The 20806-nt window shown below is 60.5% G+C and carries 16 protein-coding genes and 1 tRNA gene; 11 read left to right on the forward strand and 6 right to left on the reverse strand.

The window, feature by feature from the left end; all coding sequences use genetic code 11:
* Positions 1–39 precede the first annotated feature (39 nt).
* The 3 genes from NNA36_RS13840 to NNA36_RS13850 are packed head-to-tail and all read left to right on the forward strand — an operon-like array spanning position 40 to position 2841.
* Complete coding sequence (locus NNA36_RS13840) at positions 40–981, forward strand: nucleoside hydrolase (RefSeq protein ID WP_255108007.1); 942 nt, start codon at positions 40–42, stop codon at positions 979–981.
* Positions 978–1427: a GNAT family N-acetyltransferase gene (locus tag NNA36_RS13845; RefSeq protein ID WP_255108009.1), complete on the forward strand. Its 450-nt coding sequence runs from the start codon at positions 978–980 to the stop codon at positions 1425–1427. Before NNA36_RS13840 ends, NNA36_RS13845 begins: the two co-directional genes overlap by 4 nt.
* Before the next feature lie 7 nt (positions 1428–1434).
* Positions 1435–2841, forward strand: a complete 1407-nt coding sequence (locus NNA36_RS13850; protein WP_255108012.1) for a YdiU family protein — start codon at positions 1435–1437, stop codon at positions 2839–2841.
* Position 2842: 1 nt separating this feature from the next.
* On the opposite strand, the gene NNA36_RS13855 is transcribed toward NNA36_RS13850, so the two are convergent.
* The gene (locus NNA36_RS13855; RefSeq protein WP_255108014.1) at positions 2843–3718 is read right to left on the reverse strand and encodes a DMT family transporter; all 876 of its coding nucleotides are present in this window, start codon (positions 3716–3718) and stop codon (positions 2843–2845) included.
* A 130-nt stretch (positions 3719–3848) separates the two neighbouring features.
* On the opposite strand from NNA36_RS13855, the gene NNA36_RS13860 reads away from it, so the two are divergent.
* The gene (locus tag NNA36_RS13860; protein ID WP_255108016.1) at positions 3849–5102 is read left to right on the forward strand and encodes a sodium:proton antiporter; all 1254 of its coding nucleotides are present in this window, start codon (positions 3849–3851) and stop codon (positions 5100–5102) included.
* Positions 5102–5944, forward strand: a complete 843-nt coding sequence (locus NNA36_RS13865; RefSeq protein ID WP_255108018.1) for a PhzF family phenazine biosynthesis protein — start codon at positions 5102–5104, stop codon at positions 5942–5944. The genes NNA36_RS13860 and NNA36_RS13865 overlap by 1 nt, the downstream gene beginning before the upstream one ends.
* A gap of 42 nt (positions 5945–5986) precedes the next feature.
* On the opposite strand, the gene NNA36_RS13870 is transcribed toward NNA36_RS13865, so the two are convergent.
* On the reverse strand, positions 5987–7273 hold the full coding sequence (locus NNA36_RS13870; protein WP_255108020.1) for a DEAD/DEAH box helicase: 1287 nt from the start codon (positions 7271–7273) through the stop codon (positions 5987–5989).
* 333 nt (positions 7274–7606) lie between these two features.
* Between NNA36_RS13870 and NNA36_RS13875 the strand changes: the two genes are divergently transcribed.
* Positions 7607–8017 carry a Fur family transcriptional regulator gene (locus NNA36_RS13875; protein ID WP_255108022.1) on the forward strand — a complete coding sequence of 137 codons (411 nt, stop codon included), beginning with the start codon at positions 7607–7609 and terminating at the stop codon, positions 8015–8017.
* Positions 8018–8104: 87 nt separating this feature from the next.
* Here the strand turns inward: NNA36_RS13875 and NNA36_RS13880 are convergent, their stop codons facing one another.
* Positions 8105–10534 carry an FAD-dependent oxidoreductase gene (locus NNA36_RS13880; RefSeq protein ID WP_255108024.1) on the reverse strand — a complete coding sequence of 810 codons (2430 nt, stop codon included), beginning with the start codon at positions 10532–10534 and terminating at the stop codon, positions 8105–8107.
* Between the two features lie 230 nt (positions 10535–10764).
* Between NNA36_RS13880 and NNA36_RS13885 the strand changes: the two genes are divergently transcribed.
* Complete coding sequence (locus NNA36_RS13885) at positions 10765–11631, forward strand: hypothetical protein (RefSeq protein ID WP_255108026.1); 867 nt, start codon at positions 10765–10767, stop codon at positions 11629–11631.
* Positions 11632–11659: 28 nt separating this feature from the next.
* Here NNA36_RS13885 and NNA36_RS13890 read toward each other — a convergent pair whose 3' ends face one another.
* On the reverse strand, positions 11660–12229 hold the full coding sequence (locus tag NNA36_RS13890) for a YceI family protein (protein WP_255108027.1): 570 nt from the start codon (positions 12227–12229) through the stop codon (positions 11660–11662).
* A 160-nt stretch (positions 12230–12389) separates the two neighbouring features.
* Here NNA36_RS13890 and NNA36_RS13895 point away from each other — a divergent pair, with 160 nt between their 5' ends.
* Both NNA36_RS13895 and NNA36_RS13900 read left to right on the forward strand, forming a co-directional pair.
* On the forward strand, positions 12390–14807 hold the full coding sequence (locus tag NNA36_RS13895) for an FAD-dependent oxidoreductase (RefSeq protein WP_255108030.1): 2418 nt from the start codon (positions 12390–12392) through the stop codon (positions 14805–14807).
* 29 nt (positions 14808–14836) lie between these two features.
* Positions 14837–15487, forward strand: a complete 651-nt coding sequence (locus NNA36_RS13900; RefSeq protein ID WP_255108033.1) for an NTP transferase domain-containing protein — start codon at positions 14837–14839, stop codon at positions 15485–15487.
* Here the strand turns inward: NNA36_RS13900 and NNA36_RS13905 are convergent.
* Positions 15472–16056, reverse strand: a complete 585-nt coding sequence (locus NNA36_RS13905) for a Hint domain-containing protein (protein WP_255108036.1) — start codon at positions 16054–16056, stop codon at positions 15472–15474. The genes NNA36_RS13900 and NNA36_RS13905 overlap by 16 nt on opposite strands.
* A 359-nt stretch (positions 16057–16415) precedes the next feature.
* Between NNA36_RS13905 and NNA36_RS13910 the strand changes: the two genes are divergently transcribed.
* Positions 16416–17483 (forward strand): efflux RND transporter periplasmic adaptor subunit, encoded by a 1068-nt coding sequence (locus NNA36_RS13910; RefSeq protein ID WP_255108037.1) that lies wholly within the window; start codon positions 16416–16418, stop codon positions 17481–17483.
* 11 nt (positions 17484–17494) lie between these two features.
* The gene (locus NNA36_RS13915) at positions 17495–20551 is read left to right on the forward strand and encodes an efflux RND transporter permease subunit (protein WP_255108038.1); all 3057 of its coding nucleotides are present in this window, start codon (positions 17495–17497) and stop codon (positions 20549–20551) included.
* 138 nt (positions 20552–20689) lie between these two features.
* Here NNA36_RS13915 and NNA36_RS13920 read toward each other — a convergent pair.
* Positions 20690–20775 (reverse strand) — tRNA-Leu (locus NNA36_RS13920).
* Between the last annotated feature and the right edge of the window lie 31 nt (positions 20776–20806).

Raw genomic sequence — 20806 nt, forward strand, 5'->3', positions numbered from 1 at the left:
GTGGTTTGCCCAAGGTCGCCGCGACCACAGGAGGCCCCCATGAGCGCGCGAAAGATCATCATTGATACAGACCCCGGACAGGACGATGCGGTTGCCATACTTCTGGCGCTGGCCAGCCCCGAGGAGATCGAGGTTCTGGGGATTACGGCCGTGGCGGGCAATGTACCGCTTCCACTGACCAGCAAAAATGCGCGTATTGTCTGTGAGTTGGCAGGCAAGCATGATGTGAAGGTTTATGCGGGTTGTGACCGTCCGCTGGGCCGCGATCTGGTGACGGCGGAACACGTGCATGGCAAGACGGGCCTTGATGGGCCGGTGCTGCCTGACCCGCAAATGCCGCTTCAGGAACAGCACGCGGTGGATTTCATCATCGACACCCTGCGCGCCCATGAGCCGGGAACGGTCACGCTTTGTCCGCTGGGCCCGCTGACCAATATCGCGATGGCCTTCGAAAAGGCCCCCGACATCATGGACCGGGTGCAGGAGATCGTGTTGATGGGCGGCGCCTATTTCGAGGTGGGCAACATCACACCGGCGGCGGAGTTCAACATTTACGTCGACCCGCAAGCCGCTCATATCGTTTTCAAATCTCCTGCTCCTAAAGTCGTGATGCCACTTGACGTGACGCACAAGGCGCTGGTGACGAAGCCGCGCAATGATGCCTTCCGCGCCCTTGGCACCAAGGTCGGGATCGCGGTGGCCGAGATGACGGATTTCTTTGAGCGCTTTGACAAGGAAAAATACGGCTCGAACGGTGCGCCGCTGCATGATCCCTGCGTAACCGCCTATCTGATCCGGCCAGAGCTGTTCTCGGGGCGCTACATCAATGTCGAGATCGAAACCCACTCGGAACTGACAATGGGGATGACCGTCGCGGATTGGTGGGGCGTGTCGGGGCGCGAGGCGAATGCGCTTTTCATCGGTGATGTGGATGCAGACGGGTTCTTTGACCTGCTGACCGAACGCCTGGCGCGTCTATGAGCGCGGCGCTGCACCTCGCGAAACCCGAAGATCTTGATCGGCTTCTTCCGCTTGTTGCGGCGTTCCACGCCGAAGAAGGGATCACACAGGACGACACTACGCGCCGCAATGCCCTTTTGCCGCTCTTGGAGGGATCGCCGCTGGGCGCGATCTATATCATCGGGCCGACGCGCGCGCCGGTGGGCTATATTGTCCTTACGTTCGGGTGGAGCGTGGAGTTCGGCGGAATGGACGCTTTCGTGGACGAGTTGTTCATTCGCTCTGCGGTGCGCGGTCGGGGGATGGGGAGCGAAACGCTCCTGACCCTGTCCAAGATGTTGGGTCAGGCCGGTGTGCGCGCATTGCACCTTGAAGTGGACCGCGAGAATGAAACTGCCAAGCGGCTTTATGCGCGCACTGGTTTCAAGGCACGGGATCGCTATATGTTGATGACGCGCGAACTTTAGGCCTGTCATGACCCTGCATATCCCCTTTCAGAACAGCTATGCCCGCCTGCCGGAGCATCTTTACTCCCGCATTGAACCGACGCCGGTGAAGGCGCCGGAGGTTCTGGCGTTCAACCATGCGCTGGCCAATGACCTCGGGATCACGGGCACCGACGATCTGGCCGAACTGGCAAGGGTCTTTGGCGGCAACGATGTCCCCGAAGGCGCAGAACCCCTGGCGCAATTGTATTCCGGCCACCAGTTCGGCCACTGGAACCCGCAACTAGGCGACGGGCGCGCCATTCTTCTGGGCGAAGCAGGTGGATTTGACATCCAGCTCAAGGGCTCCGGCCCGACGCCCTATTCGCGCAATGGCGACGGGCGGGCCTGGGTTGGGCCAGTGCTGCGCGAGTTCGTGGTCAGCGAGGCGATGCACGCCCTTGGCATTCCCACAACCCGCGCATTGGCCGCCGTGGCCACGGGTGAAACGATCCACCGTGAAACCGCCCTGCCCGGCGCGGTTCTGACCCGTGTGGCCTCGAGCCACATCCGCGTTGGCACGTTTCAGGTTCTGGCCGCGCGAGGCGACACCGCCGGATTGAAGGCCCTGTTCGAACACGCGGTGGCGCGCCACTATCCACATGTCAGCACGCTGCTTGAGTTCCTCAAGGCCGTGATCGAGCGTCAGGCGCAGTTGGTGACAAAATGGATGTCGGTCGGCTTTATCCACGGCGTGATGAACACCGACAACTGTGCCATTTCGGGCGAAACCATCGACTATGGCCCCTGCGCCTTTATGGACGAATACCACCCGATGATGGTGTTTTCTTCGATCGACCGGCGCGGGCGCTATGCCTATGCGGCGCAGGCCGACATCATCGTCTGGAACATGGCCCAGCTGGCGACGGCGCTGGTGCCACTTGAGGCGGACACCGACAAGGCGGTTGCCGGGTATACCGAGGCGATCAACGCCATGCCGGAGCGGGTGCATACGCTCTGGCGCGAGGCGCTTGGGCGCAAGATCGGCCTTGTCGAGACGCAGGCGGATGACCTGCAACTGGCCGCGCGCCTGTTGAAACTGATGAGCGATCAGGGTGCTGATTTCACCAACACCTTCGCGGCCCTGTCGGGTGATAAGGCGCGTGATCAGTTTGTCGATCCCTCCAGTTTTGACGATTGGGCCCGTGACTGGCAGGAGCGGATTGCCGGTGAAGATGCCCCCGAAGAGGTGATGCGCCGGGCCAACCCTGTGTTGATCCCGCGCAACCACCGGGTTGAAGAGATGATTCAGGCTGCGGTTCAGGGGGACATGGCCCCGTTCCTGCGCCTGTCGCAGGCCCTGGCCAACCCGTTTGAGCACAATCCGGAGTTCGCTGATCTCACCCGTCCGCCGAGCGAGGGCGAGCGGGTGCAGCAGACATTCTGCGGCACCTAGATCAGCGCCGGTTGATCAGGATGATGCCAAGCGCGACAAGAACCAGCGCCAGCCAGATCGAAAGGCCAACCTGTTCGCCCAGGAGCCACCAGCCCAGAAGAACGCTGAACACCGGCGACAAAAAGCTGAACGAGGCCACGCCCGAGGCCGGATAGATCGTCAGGAGCCAGAACCAGATCAGGTAGGCAATGGCGACGATCCCGATGGCCTGAAACATCAGGCCCGCAACGTGGATCGCCTGTGGATCGCGCAGCAGTGGCCCGAACAGCGGCGCCACCGCGATCAGAACGATGGACGACACGATGAGTTGCCAGATCAGCTGGGTTTCGGGCTTTTCTTGCGACAGCGGTGTCAGGCGCACGACAAGCGCAATGCCGCCCCAGAAGATCGCGGCCCCAAGGGCAAACAGATCCCCCCAGAGCGAGGCCTCGCCCCCCTGCCTGTCCATGACCGCCACGATCACCCCCGTCATGGCGAGGACAAGACCCAGCAGGCGCACGGCATTCAACCGTTCTCCGGGCAGGAACACATGGGCCACCAGCGCCAGCCAGACCGGCATGGAGTAAAAGATGATCGAGGCGCGCGACACGGTGGTCAGGTCGAGCGCGATGTAGAGGCAGATGAACTCGAGCGAGAACAGGATGCCGGCAAGGATACCCGCGCGGACAACTGGTGCAGAGCGGCCAAAGGCTTTCCTGCGATAGGCCATCCAGAGGGCGACTGCGGTAAGGCCGATCAACGACCGGATGCCAGCAGAGAAGACCGGCGAAAACCCACCGTTGGTGACCTTGATCACGACCTGATTGAACGACAGCGCAATCGCGAAGACCGTCAGCGCGATGGTGCCAAAGGTGTCTATGTGAGTTTTCCGTTCCATAGGGGCAGAGGCCGTCATTTTCATTCACAAGTCAAGCAATGAGCGCATCTCACCCGACGTCTGGAACCGGGCGCTTGAGGCAAGGCCCCGCTGCGTGTTACCCCAAGCGCGTATCTTATTGAGGCGCGTCATGAATTTCCTACAAATCACTTCCCTGCTCATCGTACTTGCCGGTGCCTTCGGAGCGATCAATTACCTTTTCCTCAAGCTCCCTTCGGCCATCGGCATCCTCGTGGTGGCGCTGTTTGCCTCTTTCGGGCTCTTGGCGGTGGATATGGTTGCGCCGCAGTTCGGCATCGCCGAGGCCGCACGCCATATGATCATCGGCATCGATTTCTCGGATGCGCTTCTTGAAGGGATGCTGGGCCTCCTGCTGTTTGCAGGCGCGCTGCATGTCAAGCTGGCGGACCTGCGGGCACAGTGGTTGCCGATTGCCCTGATGGCGACGGTGGGCGTAGGCCTGTCGACGGCCATCATCGGTGTCGGCTTCAGCTGGATCACGGGAATGCCGCTGATGGTGGCACTTGTTTTCGGGGCGCTGATCTCGCCCACAGATCCGGTGGCAGTTCTCGGGGTGTTGCGCGAAGCCAATCTGCGCAAGAGCCTTGAGACCAAGATTGCGGGCGAAAGCCTGTTCAACGACGGGGTGGCCTATGTGGTGTTCCTCGTGCTGACCGGCATTGCCTTTTCGGGCGGCGGTCACGGCATCCATGACAACGAGTTGGAAGGGGCCGCGATCCTCTTTGTGCAGGAGGCCTTCGGGGGCGCGGTTCTGGGCCTTGTGCTGGGCTGGCTCACCTTCCGCGTGATGCGTCTGATCGACGACTATTCCCTTGAGGTGCTGCTGACTCTGGGCCTGGCTTTTGGCGGCTATGAACTGGCGGTGGCGCTGCATGTATCCGCCCCGATCATGGCGGTCTGCGCGGGGCTTTTGATCGGTGACATCGGGGCCAAACATGGCATGAGTGTCGAGACGCGCGAATACGTGGATGCCTTCTGGAAACTGATCGACGAAATCCTCAACGCGGTGCTGTTCCTTCTGATCGGCTTTGAAGTCTTTGCAGTCGCCTTCGACATGCAGTTCCTGATGGCCGGTGTCATGGCGATTGCGCTGGCGCTGGTGGCGCGGCTTGCGGCGGTGGCGGTGCCGGTTCTGATTCTCAATCCGTTCCGCGAATTCAGCCGCGGGGTGATCCCGATCATGACATGGGGCGGCCTCAAGGGCGGGATTTCCGTCGCGCTTGCGCTGTCGCTACCGGACGGAGACTGGAAGCCGCTGATCCTGACGGCCACTTACGTGGTGGTGATCTTCTCGATCATCGTGCAGGGTCTGACCATTGCACCGCTGGCCAAGAAGGTTGGCCGTGAACCGGAGTTGATGTGATGCGCACCTATGTCGTCTATGACGTCTTTACCGAAACGCCGTTTGGCGGCAACCAGTTGGCCGTCTTCCCGGAAGCTGGCGATCTGCCCGAAGCCGATCTCCAGAAGATCGCGGCCGAGTTCAACTTTTCCGAAGTGACCTTTGTCTATCCGCCCGAGGATGCCAGTCACACGGCCAGGGTCCGGATTTTCACACCCACGACAGAGGTTCCCTTTGCCGGCCACCCCACGATTGGCACCGCAATAGCGCTGGCCGATCTGGGACATGGCGGCGACATGGTTCTCGAACTCGGGGTCGGGCCGCTTGTCTGCAAGGTTACGGATGGCGGCGCGCAGTTCACCACCGAGGTGCCGCTTGAGGTTCTGGCGACCCCTGATCCCGCCTTGGTGGCGCGGGCGCTGGGCATCAGCGAAGATGCCATCCTCACAACGTTACACGCGCCGACAATGGCCTCTCTTGGCTTGCCGTTTACCATCACCGAACTCGACTGCCGCGATACGCTGGCGGCATTGCAAACCGACGTGGCGGCGTTTCGCGAGGGCAATGCACAGTTTCCGTCGGGCATGGACTTTGCCCAGTTCGCGTATGTCCGCGAAGGCGATGTGATCCACGCCCGCATGTTCGCCCCTCTCGACAACATCCCCGAAGACCCGGCCACGGGCAGCGCATGTGCCGCGCTGGGCGCCCTGCTGGCTTCGGTTGAGGGCCAGGACATGACGTTGCGCGTGCATCAGGGCGACGACATGGGACGGCCCAGCGTGATTGGCGTTACCACGCTTGATGGGGCGGTCACGATCAGCGGCAGCGCCTGCAAGGTGATGGAAGGCCGGCTGACCTACTGATGCAAAAAGCGCCGCAACGGGTGCGGCGCTTTTGCGTGTGTCTTATCCGTTGGCCCGACGCGACTTGCCGCGCGGCGGCCCCTTGCGGCGACGGCGCGGCCCACCCGAAGGTTTGCCGCCCCCTTTTGGCTTTTCGCCGCCTTGCCAGACACGACGCCCCTGCCCGCCCTTGGATTTCTGCTTGGGGTCTTCCAGACCCATCCAGGGACGACCGGACAGAACCGGAATGGTCATCTTCATGACCTTCTGGATCGCTTTCAACTCGTCCACCTCATCGGGCGAACAGAAGGCGACAGCGGCACCATCCATCCCGGCCCGCGCGGTGCGGCCGATGCGGTGCACATAGTTCTCGGGCACGTTCGGCAGATCGTAGTTATAGACATGGCGCACCTGCGGAATATCAAGGCCCCGCGCCGCCACATCGGTGGCCACGAGAACCATGGTTTCGCCTTCGCGGAACGCCTTGATCGCACGTTCCCGCTGGCCCTGGCTCTTGTTGCCGTGTACCGCCGCCGTGGCATAGCCCGCCCGGTCCAGCGCCTTCATCAGGCGGTCAGACCCGTGCTTGGTGCGGGCAAACACAATTGCGGCCTCGTCGCGGTGGGCATCCAGAAGTTCGATCAGCAGGCTGGTCTTCTCGGCCTTGGCGATAAAGTGGATACCCTGGGTGATCTTGTCAGCCGCCTTGCCCGGAGGCGAGACCTGAACCCGTTCGGGATTGTCGAGATAAGCGCCCGCGATCTCGGACATCTGCTTTGGCATGGTGGCCGAGAACAGCATCGTGTGGCGCTTCTCGGGCAGGAATTCCGCAATCTTGCGCAGGGCATGGATAAAGCCGAGATCAAGCATTTGGTCGGCTTCGTCCAGCACGAGGAAATCGGTGGCCGAGAGGTCAATGGCTTCGCGTTCCAACAGGTCGATCAGGCGGCCCGGCGTAGCGACAATGATGTCGGTGCCTTTGGCAACGCGGCTGATCTGCGGGTTGATCGAAACACCGCCAACAACAAGACCAACCTTGAACGGCGTGCCATCAACCAGAACCGCAAGGTTTTCCTTGATCTGGTTCACCAACTCGCGAGTCGGCGCAAGGATCAGGGCGCGTGCCGTCTTGGGTTCGGGCTTGCGGCCATAGGATTGCAGTCGCGCGATCAGCGGCAGGCCAAAGGCCAGCGTCTTGCCGGTGCCGGTCTGGGCAAGGCCCATCACGTCGCGACCTTCCAGCGCCAGAGGAATGGCGCGTTCCTGGATCGGGGTGGGTTTGTCGATACCGGTTTTCACCAGCTTCTCGACCAATTTCTTGGGCAGGCCAAGATCGTTGAATGTCGTCATAACAGCTTTCCGACGCCGCATGTGAACGACGCCTTGCATCGCCCCGCATCGCGGAGCCTCAGGTGGATGGGCCGCTTGCCCCGCGCCTTTCACGTCGCGGTCAACACGCCCCTGAGCCCACGCGTGATCTTGGGATCGGGATGAACGCCTTGGCCGAAATTCACTTTCGGTCTTGATTTGATGCTCACGCGGCAGAAGGCGGTTGGGGTTGCACATGGGGTGTTGCGCCTTTGCTGTCAAGCGCGAAAGGTGGCTTATCCCCAGTGAAAAGAGGTGGAATGCGGCCTTTTCAGCGGTTAAAAACCTTCTCCAACACAAGCAGGGACAGCATAAATGCCGGACACCATCATTTCCCGCTGCGAGGCCAAGGGCCTGCGCATGACAGAACAACGTCGTGTGATTGCCGCGGTTTTGCAGGAAAGCGCGGACCACCCCGATGTGGAAGAGCTTTATGCACGTGCTTCTGCAAGGGACGCCGGGATCTCGCTGGCGACGGTCTACCGAACCGTCAAGCTGTTCGAAGAGGCCGGCATCCTCGACAAGCTGGAATTTGGCGATGGCCGTGCGCGCTATGAGGATGCAGAGCGCGAACACCACGATCACCTGATCGATATCAACTCGGGCGAAGTGATCGAATTCGTCGATCCGGAGATCGAAGCCCTGCAGGAAAAGATCGCGGCCAAGCTGGGCTACACGCTGAAGGGCCACAAGCTCGAACTCTACGGCGTGCCAATCAAGAAATAGGCCCCCTCACGGCCGGGCGGCCAAAATTTTTGGAAAAATTTTGCGGCGGGACATTCTTCGAGAAGAATGTCCCTTTTGCTTTGGCGATCAGGCGCGCAGTTTTTCGCCCTTGGGATCGAACGGCGGCTCGGACAGGATCACACCCTTGTGGGGCTGGCCCAGAACCATCACCTCGACGCAGTCTCCGGGGCTGGCCTTGCCGTGTTTGACATAGCCAAGCGCCAGCGACATGCCGACGGTGTAGCCATAGGTGCCCGAGGTCACGCGGCCGATGCCTTCGCCATCCCTGAAGATCGGCTCGCCACCCGTCGCGTCGGCGTTTGACGCCTTGACCGCCGCGTCGTCGATATGGATCAGCACCAACTGCTCGCGCGGCTCCTGTGCTAGCACCTCTTCGACAGCCGCCTTGTTGAGGAAGTCCTTGTCCAGCTTGCAGAGCCGCTCAAGCCCCACTTCCTGCGGCCAGTATTCCGGGCTGTATTCGCGGCTCCACGAGCCATAGCCCTTCTCGACCCGCAGCGACATCAGCGCACGTCCGCCAACGGGGCCGGCGCCGAACTCTTTGCCCGCGTCGAGCAGGGCCTCATAGAGGCGTTTCTGATCCTCCACCGCGCAGTGCAGTTCCCAGCCAAGATCACCGGTGAAGGACACCCTCAGCGCAAGGGCACGCACGCCTGCAATGTCGATCCACTGCGACCGCATGAAGGGGAAATCCTCGGTGCCAAGCGAGGTGTTGGTCAGGCGTTGCAGCAACTCGCGCGACTGCGGTCCTGCCACGTTGAAGCCGCACATGGTGTCGGTCAGGCTTTCGAAGGTGGTGCCTTCTGGTAGAGGGACCATGTCGAAGAACCGCTTGTGATAGCGTTCTGCCATGCCTGACGAGATCACGTAGAACTCGTCCTCGGCCACGCGCGTCACGGTGGCGTCGCCCGCAATGCCACCCCGCACGCCAATCAGCGGCGTCAGGCACGAGCGGCCCACGGTTTTCGGCATGGTGTTGGCAAAGACGGCATTCAGCCAGTCTTCGGCCCCTGCCCCCTTTACGCGGTACTTGGCAAAGTTCGAAATGTCGATGATGCCCGCACGATCGCGCAACATGTGGCATTCCTCGCCAACCGGCCCCCACCAGTTCTGGCGGGTGAACCCGTTGGTATCGACGGTGCCGGGCTCTTTCGCGAACCAGAGCGGATGCTCCCAGCCGTAGTTCAGGCCAAAGACCGCGCCCATGTCCTTTTGCATCTCGTAGACCGGACGCGTGCGCAGCGGACGGCCTGCCGCGCGTTCCTCGTTGGGGAAGTGGATGGCAAAGCGGTGGGCATAGACGTCCTGGACCTTGGCCTTGACGAAATCGGGGTTGTTCGCCCAATGGCCAAAGCGCGCCACGTCCCAGGGGAACATGTCGTATTGCATCTCGCCTTCGATGATCCACTGCGCCACCATGAGGCCCATCCCCGCCGACTGCGAGAAGCCCGGAATGATACCGCCACACATGAAATAGTTCTTCAGTTCCGGCACCGGGCCAAGGATCACGTTCGAGTCGGGCGACCAGATCATCGGGCCGTTGATCACGCGCTTGATGCCTGCGGTGCCCACCGCCGGAACCCGGTCGATGGCGCGCATCATGTTTTCCTCGATCCGCTCGAGATCATCGGGGAAGAGATCGTGGGCAAAATCAAGCGGCGTGCCGTCTTCGGCCCAGAATCGCATGTCCTTTTCGTAGGCACCGATCAGCAGGCCCTTGCCCTCCTGGCGCAGGTAGTATTCGCCGTCACGATCCGCCACGGATGGCAGGCGACGATCCATCGCGTCGATCTCGGCGATGGTTTCAGTCACGAAATACTGGTGTTCAGTGGGCTGGAGCGGCACCTCGATGCCGGCCAGTTTGGCAACTTCACGCCCCCAGAGACCGGCGGCGTTGATGACCCACTCTGTGTGGATGTCGCCCTTGGTGGTCTTCACGATCCAGCTTCCGTCGGGCTGCTGTTCGGTGCCGATGACCGGCGTGAAGCGGTTGATCTCGGCCCCGCGCTGACGTGCGCCCACGGCATAGGCGTTGGTCACGCCAGACGGGTCGACGTTGCCGCCATCGGGTTCCCACATGATGGTGCGGATACCGTCGAAATTGACCAGCGGGTGCAGGCGCTCGGCCTCGTCGCGGCTGATCTCGTGGAAGTTCATGCCGTAGAGCTTGGCCTTGGCGGCCTGCAGCTTGAGCTGGTGCTCGCGGTTCTCGGTCTGCGCGAGGTAAAGCGAACCGGGGCGGAAGACGCCGCAGGACTGGCCGGTCTCGGATTCCAGCTCGTCATAGAGGCGCATGGTATAGTGCTGCAGGCGGCTGATGTTGGCGCTGTCGTGCAGGCCGTGTATGTTGGCTGCCGCGTGCCAGGTCGAGCCCGATGTCAGTTCATCGCGCTCAAGAAGGACAACGTCGCTCCAGCCGAGCTTGGTGAGGTGGTAGAGAATCGAGCATCCGATGACGCCGCCGCCGATCACGACGGCCCGTGCCTGGGTCCGCATAGGTTCTTGTTCCCGTGTCAGGTTTCATATGTCTGATCCCAAGACTGACCTGCAGCGCTGCGCCAAAAATGCCCCTTTGCGACACTTTCGGTCGTAAGCCAGCCTCTTTCGGGCTGACCCGTCCTTGCAATTTCACGTTCAAAGGGGAGAATGCGTGGGAAATACCTAGTCAAAAGCAATTCATTCTTACGTGGGACATTTACGCGATGTTGTTTTGGAGCGTTTTAGCTATGCTTGGCGTGGCAACCCTTCCGATACTGGTCTCGGATTCGTCAGACGAGACATCAACAGAAGACAATCCCGATACGCCGGACACGCCGGATACAGAGGTTTCAGATAACTGGGGAGATGATCGCGTACAGATATCCGTTGACGGACAAGACCCGCAGCTATTCGACGTCGAAGCGGTGTCCCGCGTGGCGCAGGACGGCCAGAACATCGATCAGGTCATCGAAACCAATATCCACGATGATGTGACCCAATCTGTCGATGCGGGCGACGGGACCGATGTGATCAAGATCGGGGTCGGTGATGATGTCGACACCCTGTCCGACAGCACGGAAACCGCCGATGATGTGGCCGGAGAAGGCGGCGATCACGTATCGCTGACAGTGACCGCGGAGGGGCTGGAAGGCCTGCCCGTTCCCGGCTCCCTAGGAACTGTTCCCGCAATTGAAGCCGAGGCCGAGAGTTTCCTGCAAATGGGGTCAGGTGACAGCCTTGAGATCAATTTCGAAGACGGCACAGGTGGCCATCTGGAAGTGGTGGAGCTTGAGACCGACTATGGCAACTGGGGCAATACGCTTCCGCCCAGCCAGGTGAGCAGCCAGGTCATTTTTTATGTACCGGAAGGCGAAAGCCTTGAGGGATTGCTGGATGAAAATTCGCCCGATGACTATGGCTATGCCTTCTATTGGAAACCGGGTCTGACAGCAGAAGACTTTGGCGGTATCCGCCTTATCGGGACTGTTGACCTTGGTGAATCCCATGACGGCGGCGAGAATGCCAACACCGGCGAGACTGTTGCCGCCTACGACGACACGCGCCCCCCCCCAACAATCACAAGCAACCTGCCGATCGTATTCACGACGCTCTAGCGTGAAGAGAGCCCACTGTTGACCAGTATTAGATGGGTCTAGCGATGTTCACGACAAAGTCGAGGCGGATCATGTCCTTGACGAGGTTGGGGAAGCCGGTGATGCCAAAGGCCTTGCGCGAGACTTCGCCCGACACGCGCAGGATAAGTTCGGAATTATCGACCGGAGCCGTGCTTTTGCGCAGGAAAATCGCCTGTAGCACCACAGGCACCCTGATGCCCTTGAGGGTAAGATCGCCCTCGATCTGGGCGCCGTCACGCGTGCGCGTGATTCTGCGGCTTTGGAAACGGGCGGTCGGATAGCGCCCGGTATTGAGCATATCCTCGCCCTTCAGGGCCACCATGCCAAAGGGATCGGCAACCCGCACTCGCGCGGTTGAGACATCCACGTCGACGCGCGAACGACGCACGTTTTCCAGATCCACCACGATGTCGGCACCGGTAATGGGAAAGGTGCCGCGTGTCGGCTCGGGGCCGGAGGAATAGAAAAACTCGACCTTTGATCCTTGCGCGAGAACATAGGCCTGCGGTGCTGCATGGGCGACCGACACAAAAACAGCCAGCAAAATGCTGGTCAGGAAAAAAGCGAGTCTCTTCATACCGTCCAGATTACCAGTGCACACATCACATGCACACTACGTTCGCGTGACCTGAGGGCAAGAAAGACGAAAACACAAAAACGTCACCCTTTGTCGAAAACGGACAAGCCGCATTGGACACATCTGTCAAGGTCGACAAAAATCACATCAGAGGTTCCCCATGAAAACCACCACCCGTGTTGTTGTTATTGGCGGCGGCGTTGTCGGCTGCTCCGTCCTTTATCACCTGACCAAGCTTGGGTGGTCGGATGTGATGCTGCTGGAGCGGTCGGAGCTGACATCCGGTTCGACATGGCACGCGGCAGGCGGGTTTCACACGCTGAACGGGGATACCAACATGGCGGCCCTTCAGGGCTATACCATCAAGCTCTACAAGGAACTGGAAGAGATCACCGGCATGTCCTGTGGCCTGCACCACGTTGGCGGCGTGACGCTGGCGGACAACCAGGAACGCTTTGACATGCTGGTTGCGGAACGGGCCAAGCACCGTTTCATGGGGCTCGAGACGGAAATCGTGAGCCCGGAAGAGATCAAGAAGATCGCGCCTGTCACCAATGTCGACGGGATCATCGGCGGTCTCTACGATCCTCTGGACGGGCACCTTGACCCTTCGGGCACCACCCACGCCTATGCCAAGGCCGCGCGCATGGGCGGCGCGACCATTGAGACGCATTGCATGGTCAAGGAAACCAACCAGCGCCCCGATGGCAGCTGGGACGTGGTGACCAACAAGGGCACGATCCACGCCGAGCATATCGTCAACGCAGGTGGCCTCTGGGCGCGCGAAGTGGGCGCAATGGCAGGCGTTTACATGCCGCTGCACCCGATGGAGCACATCTATCTGGTGACGGATGAGGTGCCGATGATCGCCGAGATCATCGACGGCGGTGGCGAACACCCGCACGTGATGGACCCGGCCGGCGAGAGCTATTTGCGGCAGGAAGGCCGCGGCCTCTGCATCGGGTTCTATGAACAGCCCTGCAAACCCTGGGCGGTGGACGGCACCTCCTGGGACTTTGGCCACGAACTTCTGCCCGACGATTTCGACAAGATCGAGGACTCGATCGATTTCGCCTACAAACGCTTTCCCGCGCTGGAAGCGGCAGGTATCAAGTCGTCGATCCACGGACCGTTCACCTTTGCACCTGACGGCAACCCGCTGGTCGGTCCGGTTCCGGGTATGCGCAACTACTGGTCGGCCTGTGGCGTCATGGCGGGCTTTAGCCAGGGCGGCGGGGTTGGCCTGATGCTGGCGCAGTGGATGATTGAAGGCGAATGCGAACGCGACACGATGGCGATGGACATCGCGCGTTTTGGTGACTGGATCACCCCCGGCTATACGCTGCCGAAGGTGATTGAGAACTACCAGAAGCGTTTCTCGGTCTCCTACCCGAACGAAGAGCTTCCCGCTGCACGTCCATTCCGCACCACCCCGATGTACGACATCTTCGACAGCATGGGCGCGGTCTGGGGCCAGCAATACGGCCTTGAAGTGCCGAACTATTTTGCCGAAGGGGATGAGCCGCGTTTCGAGACGCCGTCCTTCCGCCGCTCCAACGCCTTTGAGGCCACCGCGCGTGAAGTCAACGCGGTGCGCTCTGCGGTGGGCATCAACGAAACCCACAACTTTGGAAAATACGTCATCAAGGGCGACGGCGCCCGCGCGTGGCTGGATCGCATCATGGCAGGGCGCGTGCCGAAACCGGGCCGACTGTCTCTGACGCCGATGCTGTCGCCCAAGGGGCGTCTGATCGGTGATTTCACGATCTCCTGCCTTAGCGAAACCGAGTACCAGCTGACGGCTTCTTATGGATCGCAGGCCTATCACATGCGCTGGTTCCAGCAGAACCTGGACGATGGTGTCGAGGTCATCAATGTCTCGGACACGCGCAACGGCTTCCAGATCGCCGGCCCCAAGGCGCGCGACGTGCTGCAAGCCTGCACCCGTACGGACATCAGCGACATGAAGTTCATGGATGTGCGCCGGATAACGGTTGGCATGGCGGACTGCATCGTTCAGCGCGTGTCCTATACCGGCGACCTTGGGTATGAGATCTACTGTGATCTGCCCTCGCAGCGGGCGCTTTGGAATGTCCTTTGGGCGGCAGGTCAGCCGCACGGCATGAAGCCCTTCGGGATGCGCGCCATGATGAGCCTGCGCCTCGACAAGTTCTTCGGTTCGTGGCTGGCGGAATTCTCGCCGGATTATACCGCCGCCGAGACCGGTCTTGATCGGTTCATCAGCTTCAAGAAAAACGTGGACTTTATCGGCCGCGCCGCTGCCGAGGCGGAACGGGAAGCGGGTCCGGCACGCAAGCTCTGTGCCTTCGAGGTTGATGCCGATGATGCGGATGTGAACGCCTATGAACCGATCTGGCTGGATGGCAAGGTCGTCGGGTTCTGCACCTCGGGCGGCTACAGCCACTATGCGCAGAAATCCATCGCACAGGGGTTCGTGCCGGTGGATCGCGTGGAGGACGGGCTTGAGGTGGAGATCGAAATCCTTGGCAGCATGCGCAAGGCCCGCCTGATTTCCGAACCGCTTTTCGATGCAGACGGCGCGCGGATGCGCGGCTGATCTTCCTCTCGGATGCGATCTGAGATTTAATGCAACCGCCAGCGGGCCTTCTGTCCGCTGGCGGTTTTCATTTCCACGGGGCGTTCATGCTTGCCATCCTGATCCTTGCTGCCGGTCGTTCCTCGCGAATGGGAGAAGACGACAAGCTGTTGCAGGTGGTTGATGGCGCGCCGCTTGTTGCGACGATGGTGGCGCGGGCCAGGGCATCCGGCAGTCCGGTCTATGCCGCCCTGCCCCCGGATCGCCCCGCACGATGGCAGGCGCTGTCAAATTCCGGTGCGGTTTTGGTAAACGTTCCCGACGCCGCAAAAGGCATGGGACATTCGATTGCAGGTGGCGTAGCCGCCCTGCCCGACGGTATTGGTGCGGTCATGATCCTGCCTGCGGACATGCCCGAGATCACAAGCGCGGACATAGCCACGCTTTGCACGGCATGGGAGGACGCGCCGCAGGACGGTTTGCTCCGGGCCACGTCGCAAGATGGCAAACCCGGCCATCCGGTGATTTTCCCAAGGCGGTGTTTCGAGGACTTGAAAGCGCTGTCAGAGGATCAGGGTGCGCGTTCCGTCTTGTCCGGGGAAAAGCCGCACCTTGTCGCCCTGCCCGACCGGCATGCGCTCACCGATCTCGACACGCCGGAAGACTGGCACGCCTGGCGCGCGGCTCAGGAACTGCGCTGACGCAGGATTTCCTGAAGGATTGGCACTGGCATGGCTGCGCGGGCCGCCGCGAAGGCCTTGCCCTCACCTTGCTCACGGACCTGCGGCAGCACCCGCTCAAGCGCATCGCGCTGATCTTTTGGAAGCGTCTTCAGCTGCATGCAGTCCGGCTGGAAGGTTTCGGTCCAGACGCCATTCACAAGGATCACCTCATGGCGTTGAGTGAGGATCTGAACGTCCTTTTCCTCTGTAGCCTGCACCTCGACCACCCCGTTCAGGCTGGCGAGATCGCGTGCACGAACGAAGGCCTCGACCGGTGCATCGTTTGAAAAGGCCTCGGCCATACTGCCCCGAAGGGTCATGAGGATGCGCTGACGCGCCGAAAGTTCGAGATCTCGGTCGGGGCACCCTTCATCAATGCAATCCTTGGAGAGGCGCAGACGGGCGTTCGCGGAGCACGCACCTTCCGGGCGCCCGATCCACAGGATCGGCTGGTAACCGTTGTCGCGCGTCAGAACCAGATCACCGACAACCAGGTCACGCGCCATGCAACGACCGCGCAGCGTTACGACAATTGCGTCATGGGCCATACAAGACTCGACCTGCGTCTTTGCAACCGTTTCTGGTGGAGAGATCTCGGTGAGATCACCCAAATCGGGCGCTACATTCCGCGCTTCGCTCACTGGCGCGATTTGCGTATCGAGAAGTTTGGCAGTCGACATCGAAAACCTGGAGACTAGAGAAACACAAAACCGGCGAAATTTCCGGTCGTCCCGTTCTCTTCCGCAATCAGGGCAGGATTTTGACCCGCAGGAGACAAAAGCGCGGCCAGCCAGAAAGATTTTTTCTCCAAGCCCCTGACGTCACTCTTTTAATTTCTCACGCCAACACTAAATGGCGTCTGCTACGATACCCAATAATAATATGTACGGATTCGAGAGGACACCCAATGCGGACCCGCTTGCTTACCCCCTTTGTATTGGCCGCTGTGGCCAGCTTGGTCACCCCCTTGCCAACCTCTCTGATCGCTCAGGACGCCGCGAAACCCGCGCGGCCCGCCAAAATCTTAACGGTCACTGAAAGAGACCGGGTTCAGCGGGTTGAAATCCCGATTGTCGTCGAGCCCGAACAATCCGCAGTTCTGACCATGCAGGAAGGCGGCGTGCTTCAGGAGCTTCCCGTCATCGAGGGAAGTGTTGTCAAGGAAGGCGATCTGATCGCGCGCGTCGACACCCGTATCCTTGAAAACAATGTCATGCAGGCACGTTCGCAATTGGAACAGGCGGAACAAGAGTTCGAACGCGCCGAACGCCTCTTGCAGCAGGACAATATCTCGCAGAGCTCCTACGACAGCCGTAAAACCTCGCGGGACCTGGCGGCCCTTAGCTTGGAAGCTGCGGAAAAGCGTCTGAGCGACGCCACGCTTCTTGCCCCGTTCGACGGTGTTGTGGCCCTTGTCGAAGTAGACCAGTTCCAGACGGTTTCGAACCAACAGTCAATCGTGACGCTGCAAAGTGAAATCGCCTTCAAGGCCCTCGCCAACGTTCCGGCAAGCCGCATGGTGGATTCCTCTGACTTCCAGGTCATCAGCAGTAACATTGTCCTCGACGTCGCCCCGCTGGAAGCCATCCCCGCCGCATTCCGCGCCATCGCGCTTCAGGCCGACCCGGCGACCCAGACCTATGAAGCACAGTTCAGCTTTACCCGTCCGGAGGAACTTTCGGTTCTCCCGGGTATGACCGGCGAACTGATTGCCGAGGTCATTCTTGACGCGTCCAAACCCTATACTCCCGTCATCGAGATCCCCACGGCAGCGATCCAGCACGACGGTGCAACCGCCTATGTCTGGCTGGTCAACGAAAGCGACATGACCGTAAGCCGCCGCAACATCACCGTGGCGGATGAAGTCGGCGACAAGCTGGCGGTCACAGACGGCCTGCGTGAAGGCGATCAAATTGTTGGTGCCGGTGCTTCTTACCTGTTTGAAGGTACGAAAATCCGCCGCTTCGGCAACTAAGGGTCATCACCATGAGCATTGCCGAGTTTTCAATCAAGAACCGCCTGATCGGCGCGATCGTCATCCTGATCTCGCTGTTCGGGGGCTGGTCGGCCTATCAGACCATGCCACGCTTCGAAGACCCCGAGTTCACCATCAGAACCGCGCAGGTCATCACCTTCTATCCGGGTGCCACGCCGCTTGAAGTGGCCAACGAGGTCACGGAAACGCTGGAAACCGCGTTTCAGGAGATGATCGAGGTCGACGAAGTGAGGTCCACGTCCGAAGCAGGCCTTTCGACCATCGCCGTCGATATCCTGTTCGAGTTTTCGCAGACCAAGGAAGACCTGAATATTGTCTACACCAAGCTGCGCAACAAGGCGCGGGATGCTGCGCGCAACCTGCCCCCCGGCGCGGCAGAGCCTCTGGTCAATGACGACTATGCCGACGTTTATGGCCTGTTCTATGCCCTGACCGGTGACGGTTTCTCGCCCCGGGAGATGCAGGATTATGCCAAGTCGCTGCGCACCGAGCTTCTGACGGTTGATGGCGTGGCCAAGGTGGTTATTGACGGCGTTCAGGATGAAGCGATCTATCTCGAGTTCAACCAGCAGCAACTTGCCGTTGCCGGCGTGACGCTGGATCAGGTCTTTGGCCAGCTGGAAAAACACACCTCCGTGGTGTCGTCCGGGAACGTCAAGGTCGACGGGCAGCGGATCACCATCCAGCTGCCTGAAACCACCGACTCGGTCACGGCACTGGAAAACACGGTTGTGACCACGGGCAACGACTCGCGCGTTGTGCGTCTGCGCGACATCGCATCGGTCAAGCGGGGCTACAAGGATCCCGCCACCAAGATCATGCGCTACAACGGCTTGCCTGCCCTGGCCATCGGTGTGGCTGCTCTGCCGGGTGAGAACATCGTCGAAGTCGGCAACAACATCACCGCCAAGATTGCCGAACTGGAAAGCGAACGCCCGATCGGCCTCGAGATCGAGACCTACTATCATCAGGGTGACATCGTGGACGTGTCGGTAAAGGACTTTGCCCTGAACGTTCTCATGGCGCTGGTGATCGTTCTGATCACGCTTGGGGTGTTCATGGGGATCAGCTCGGCCGTGGTTATCGGCGGGGTGCTTCTGCTGACCATTGCGGCGACGCTTACAACGATGAACCTGATGGGCATTCCGATGCACCGCATCTCGCTTGGCGCGCTGATCATCGCGCTTGGTATGCTGGTGGACAATGCCATCGTGGTGACCGAGGGCATCCTCGTTGGCGTACGTCAGGGCAAGAGCAAGCTGGCGATGGCCAAGGACATCGTGACCCGTACCAAGTGGCCCCTTCTGGGGGGCACCGTTGTGGGAATCATTGCCTTTGCGCCCATCGGCTTTGCGCCCGGTGACGTGGCCGAATTCACCGGCCACCTGTTCTGGGTTGTGATGATTTCGCTGTCCTATTCGTGGATTTTCGCCCTGACCGCCGTTCCGCTTTTCGCGGACCTCCTGTTCAAGGAGCACAAGGGCGAGGCCGAAGAGCAGAAGGAAGGCACCATGATGCGGCTCTACAAGCGCTTCATGGTGGTTCTGCTGAAGGTCCGTGTTCTGGTGATCGCCGGTGCCTTTGGCGCCTTTGCCCTGGCCGTGATGGGGATGTCGCTGATTGCGCCAGGCTTTTTCCCCGCCTCCACGACACCGCAGATCGTGGTGGATGTCTTCCTGCCTGAAGGCACTGATATTGAGGAAACCGATACCATTATCCGGGAACTGGCAGAGGAGATGAAGGGGCGCGAAAACGTGGTCGACGTTCTGTCTCTGACCGGTGGAGGCACAATCCGCTACATGCTGGTCTACGGCCCCGAGGACCGGACCTCGTCTTATGGGCAGTTGCTTCTCAAGGTCGACGATTACACCCAGATCGATGCGATGATCCCCGTGATCAAGGCCCATGTCGACAACACCTATCCCGACGTGCAAGCCAAGGTCTGGCGCTTCCAGCTTGGCCCCGGCGGCGGCTCCAAGATCGAAGCCCAATTCTCTGGCCCCGATCCGGTGGTGCTGCGGGATTTGGCCAATCAGGCCAAGGCCATCATGGCCTCGAACCCGAGCGCAACCTCGATCAAGGATGACTGGCGTCAGCCGGTGCCGGTGATCGAACCGATCATGAACGAAACCCGCGCACGGCGTCTTGGCATCACCCGCGAGGATGTGGCCAATGCAATCAACATCAACTTCACCGGAAGGCAGGTCGGGATCTACCGCGAGGAAGACTATCTGATCCCGATCATGCAACGCGCCCCGGCAAGCGAACGGCTTGGCGTCGACAACATTGAAACCGTTCAGGTGGCCTCGGCGGTGACCGGCGGAACGGTGCCCCTGTTGCAGTTGGTGGACGGCTTCAAGACCGAGTGGCGCTCGGCCAAGTATCGCCGCGTTGATCGTGTCTGGACCATCAAGGCACAATCCGATCCGGTTGCCGGCGTCCTTTCCGGCGACCTGTTCACCGAGTTGCGCCCCGAAATCGAGGCGATCGAGTTGCCAGCGGGCTACAAGCTCAAGTGGAAGGGTGAATATGGCGACAGCACCGAAGCCAATGCCGACGTGTTCTCGACAGTGCCGATGGGCTTTGCCGCGATGGTGCTGACGGTTGTCCTCTTGTTCAACGCAATCCGACAACCGCTCATCATCTTCCTGACCGTGCCGCTTGCGATGATCGGCGTGACCTTCGGCCTTGTCACGACAGGGTTGCCGATGGAGTTCATGGCGATCCTCGGGGTGCTTTCGCTTTCGGGTCTTCTGATCAAGAACGCCATCGTTCTGGTTGACCAGATGGACATCGAAATCGCCGAAGGCATGCCGCGGTTCGATGCGGTGGTGGATTCTGCAGCCAGCCGTGTTCGGCCAGTGATGATGGGGTCCCTGACCACCGTTCTCGGCGTGATCCCGCTGTTCGCCGATGCCTTCTTCCGCTCGATGGCGGTGGTTCTGGTCTTCGGCCTCAGCTTTGCAACCATTCTCACGCTCTTGGTGGTACCTGCGCTCTACATGGTCTTCTTCCGCATCAAGACCAGCGAAACCGCCAAGGCCTGATCCGATAAACAAACAGAAAGCCCCGAAGTCACCACGACTCCGGGGCTTTTCTTTTGGGACCATGCAGTCCTTCAAAACGCGGACATCAAGCCCGCGCGAAACGTGGACCCGAAGGCAAAGTCAATCGTTTGAGGAGCTTGGTACCCAAGGCCGGACTCGAACCGGCACGCCCGCAAAGGCGGGGGATTTTGAATCCCCTGCGTCTACCATTCCGCCACTTGGGCTCCGTCCGAAACGTCTAGCCAAGCGCGCGCC

The sequence above is a fragment of the Shimia sp. CNT1-13L.2 genome (genome assembly GCF_024331145.1).
In the GTDB taxonomy this organism is placed as follows: Bacteria; Pseudomonadota; Alphaproteobacteria; order Rhodobacterales; family Rhodobacteraceae; genus Shimia.